Source organism: Cellulomonas sp. P4_B5_2, assembly GCF_056402235.1.
This window is the reverse complement of record NZ_JBFUHU010000348.1, coordinates 1-3,749: the sequence shown is the minus strand read 5'-3', so window position 1 is coordinate 3,749 and position 3,749 is coordinate 1. Positions and strand designations below refer to the sequence as shown.

6 protein-coding genes are annotated in these 3,749 nt (G+C 73.7%); 2 read left to right on the top strand and 4 right to left on the bottom strand.

Annotation, left to right across the window (positions count from 1 at the left end; genetic code table 11):
- The 4 genes from AC1DUQ_RS19165 to AC1DUQ_RS19150 form a co-directional block, all read right to left on the bottom strand.
- A partial coding sequence (locus tag AC1DUQ_RS19165; RefSeq protein WP_477074367.1) for a TetR/AcrR family transcriptional regulator occupies positions 1 to 594 on the bottom strand: 594 nt, incomplete at its 3' end.
- Entirely contained in the window at positions 591 to 1,103 is a 513-nt protein-coding gene (locus tag AC1DUQ_RS19160; RefSeq protein ID WP_477059438.1) for a DoxX family protein, read from the bottom strand. The genes AC1DUQ_RS19165 and AC1DUQ_RS19160, both read right to left, overlap by 4 nt.
- Positions 1,100 to 1,525, bottom strand: a complete 426-nt coding sequence (locus AC1DUQ_RS19155; RefSeq protein WP_477074366.1) for an organic hydroperoxide resistance protein — start codon at positions 1,523 to 1,525, stop codon at positions 1,100 to 1,102. Before AC1DUQ_RS19155 ends, AC1DUQ_RS19160 begins: the two co-directional genes overlap by 4 nt.
- A 32-nt stretch (positions 1,526 to 1,557) precedes the next feature.
- Complete coding sequence (locus AC1DUQ_RS19150; RefSeq protein WP_477059436.1) at positions 1,558 to 2,001, bottom strand: hypothetical protein; 444 nt, start codon at positions 1,999 to 2,001, stop codon at positions 1,558 to 1,560.
- 145 nt (positions 2,002 to 2,146) lie between these two features.
- Between AC1DUQ_RS19150 and AC1DUQ_RS19145 the strand changes: the two genes are divergently transcribed.
- Complete coding sequence (locus AC1DUQ_RS19145) at positions 2,147 to 2,578, top strand: YciI family protein (RefSeq protein WP_477074365.1); 432 nt, start codon at positions 2,147 to 2,149, stop codon at positions 2,576 to 2,578.
- On the top strand, positions 2,578 to 3,749 hold a 1,172-nt coding region (locus AC1DUQ_RS19140), incomplete at its 3' end, for an RNA polymerase sigma factor (protein ID WP_477074364.1). The genes AC1DUQ_RS19145 and AC1DUQ_RS19140, both read left to right, overlap by 1 nt.

Below are 3,749 nucleotides of genomic sequence, written 5' to 3'. Positions count from 1 at the left end.
GGCTCGGCCCGCTCGGCGCAGCGCCCGACCGACCTCCACCGGCTCGACGCCCGCGCCGGTGGCCATGGCTCCGTCGCGCAGCATGACGAGCTGCACCGCGACGGATCGGGGCTCGGGGAGACCCAGCTGGGCGACGAGGTCCTCGGCCACGTCGCGGAGCCAGTCGCGGTGCCGCTCGGCCACGGCACGGACCGGGTGGGCGACGTCGGGGTACTCCGCCGCGGCGTTGAGGAACGGGCACCCGCGGAACGCGGCCCCGCACACCTGGGCGGCCAGCTGGTCGGCGTAGGCAGCCAGGACCGCCGTCGGGTCGCCGACGTGCTCGGCGCGCCAGGTGGTGACCGCGTGCCGCTCCGCCGCGGCGACCGTCTCCAGGTAGGCCTCGACCAGGTGGTCCTTCGTCGGGAAGTGCCGGTAGAAGGTCACCTTGGTGACGCCGGCCTCCGCCATCACGGCGTCGGCGCTGACCGCGCGGATCCCCTCGAGGTAGAACCGCGGCGCCGCGACGTCGAGGATCCGGCGGGCGACCTCGGACTGCCCGCCGTCGCGCGTCGGCCGCCCGACGATCGGGGCGTCTGCCAGGGCCGCCGTCATCGCGGCAGTGCCTCTGCGGGCTGCGCCGCCAGCGCGGCACGCAGCGACCGCCAGGCGCCTGTCGACCACAGTGCCCAGAGCACCAGCACCGGCTGGCCGAGCAGCCGGACGGCGCGGGCGGTGTCGGACTCGAGCCCGAACGCGTCGGTCCGCGTGACCAGCTGGGAGATGTTGCCGGGGAAGATCGCCACGAAGAAGCCGGCGGCGATCCAGCCGACGGCCGCGCGACGGCGCCCGGGTGCGGCGAGCAGCGCGCAGCCGAGCGCGATCTCCACCACCCCGGACGCGAGCACGACCGCGTCGGGGTCGGCCGGGAACCACGTCGGCACCTGGGCCTGGAACTCCTCGCGCGCGAACGTGAGGTGCGAGGTCCCCGCGAGCGCGAGGGTGGCGCCGAGCCAGAGGCGACCGACCGTGCGGCGCACCCCGCTGCCCCGGCTCGGCGGCTCCGCGACGACGTCGCCGCGGAGCACCGTCGCGAGCGCCCGAGCCGTCCGCGAGACGTTCATGCCGTGGTCGTCGTCAGGCGGACGGCGATGTTGCCCCGCGTGGCGTTGGAGTACGGGCACACCTCGTGCGCGCGTGCGACGAGCCGCTCAGCCGTGGCCTGGTCGAGCCCGGCGACCTCGGTGTGCAGGGCTGCCTCGATGSTGTAGCCGCCCGCCCCGTCGGACACGAGGCCGATCTCCGCGACGACCGCGGACTCGGAGATCGGGGTCTTCTCCGCCGCCGCGACCGACTTCAGGGCGGAGTGGAAGCACGACGCCCAGCCGGCGGCGAAGAGCTGCTCGGGGTTGGTGCCGTCGCCACGGCCGCCCAGTGCGGCGGGGACGGCGAGCGTCAGGTCCAGAGTTCCGTCGTCACTGACCGCCCGTCCTCCGGCACGCCCCTCCCCGGTCGCGGTGGCGATGGCGGTGTACAGAGCGGCCACGAGAGGTCTCCTTGGTAGACGAACTAGTACACCTACCTTAGCCCCTCGTCGTCCGGGAGGGAGATGCCGAAGATCTTGCGACGGGGCACGCCCAGGGTGTCGGCCCCGGGCTCGGGCGCAGGGAAGGCACCCGCGCGGGGCGGCCCGACCCACAGCCGCCACCATCCCTCGGTGTCGTGGAACACCTGCCCGGGGGTCTCGAGCCGCGCCCGGCCGGCGGCGGCCAGCTGCGCACGCACGGACGCCTCGCGCGACGGCGGCACGAACCCCACGACGTGGTTGCGGCACACCACCACGGCGCGTGCGCCGCCACCCTCCGTCTCGAGCGTCAGGTCGACGCGCACGGGTGCGTGCGCGGCGCGCTCGGCGGGGGTCAGCGCGCCGACGAAGGCAGTCTGCAACGCCACCGCCTCACCGGCGACGAACCCCTCACCGACGTCCGCGGTGACCGAGCCTCGATGCGCGAAGAGCTTCACCGGTCCAGCGTCCCACGCGGGGTTCCTGCGGTCATCAGAACTCGTCGCCCCCCGCTGTCGAAGAAGCCGGGGCCCGTTCGACGACCTGGTGAGGGCACGGCCTCGGCACTAGCGTCGAGGTGGCCACCGAGCGGAGGAGATCACCATGAAGGTCCTGGTCATGATCAAGGGCGACGGCGCGGACGAGGACAAGATCGCGCCCACGGACGAGATGTTCCGGGAGATGAACGTCTACAACGAGCAGCTGGTGAACGCGGGGATCATGCTCGCCGGCGAGGGGCTGCAGCCGAGCAAGGCCGGCGCCAAGGTGGTCTGGGACACCAGCGGCGAGGTCTCGGTGGTCGACGGTCCGTTCGCCGAGRCCAAGGAGATCATCGCGGGCTACTGGATCTGGCAGGTGAGCTCGCTCGACGAGGCCGTCGAGTGGGCCAAGCGGTGCCCGTCCACTCAGGGCATGCGTTCGGTGCTGGAGATCCGGCCGTTCTTCGAGATGGAGGACTTCGCCCAGGTGGTCTCGCCGGACGTGCTGGAGAGGGAGCAGGCGATCGTCGACAAGCTGAAGGCCCAGCAGGCCTGATGGCCGACGCGCGGCGGACCGTCGAGGTCATCTGGCGGATCGAGTCGCCGCGCCTCATCGCCTCGCTCACCCGCCTGGTCCGGGACGTCGGGCTCGCCGAGGAGCTGGCGCAGGACGCGTTCGTGACCGCGCTGGAGCAGTGGCCGGTCACGGGCGTCCCGGACAAGCCCGGCGCGTGGCTGATGGTCACGGCACGGCACCGGGCGATCGACCTGGTCCGCCGGGAGCAGAACCGCGACGCCAAGTACGCGGTGCTCGCGCGCTCGCTGGCCGACGAGGCGGGGGCGGACCGGATCGTCGACGAGCCCATCGGCGACGACCTGCTCTCCCTGGTCTTCCTCACCTGCCACCCCGTGCTGCCACGGGAGTCGCGGATCGCGCTGACGCTCCGGCTGTTCGGCGGCCTGACCACCGAGGAGATCGCCCGCGCGAACCTGGTGCCGTCGCCGACGATCGGCCAGCGGATCTCCCGCGCCAAGCGCACGCTGGCCGAGGCCCAGGTGCCGTTCGAGGTGCCGCAGGCGGACGCACTACCGGCCCGGGTGGGCTCGGTGCTCGAGGTGATCTACCTGATCTTCACCGAGGGCCACTCGTCCACCAGCGGCGACCGGTGGGTGCGTCGGGACCTGGCCGACGAGGCGATGCGCCTGGGACGCGTGCTGGCCGGGCTCCTCCCGCGCGAGCCGGAGGTGCACGGGCTGGTGGCCCTGATGGAGCTGCAGGCATCCCGCTTCGACGCGCGCGGCGACGGTGTCCTGCTGCAGGACCAGGACCGCAGGCGGTGGGACCGGACGCTCATCGAGCACGGTCTCGGCGCGCTCGACCGGTCGATCTCGCTGCGCCGACCGCTCGGTCCGTACACCGTGCAGGCGGCCATCGCGGCGTGCCACAGCCGGGCGCGGTCGTTCGAGGAGACCGACTGGGAGGCGATCGTCGCGCTCTACGACGCGCTGGCGCAGCTGGCCCCGTCGCCGGTTGTCGAGCTCAACCGGGCCGTCGCGGTGCTGCACGCGGACGGGCCGCAGGCGGCCCTGGACGCCCTCGACGCGGTGCACGCCTCGACGCGGTGCACGACGACCCGCGGCTGGCCCGGTACCACCTGTACGGCGCGGTCCGCGGCGACGTGCTGCACCGGCTCGGGCGAGCCGACGAGGCGGCCGACGAGCTCGAG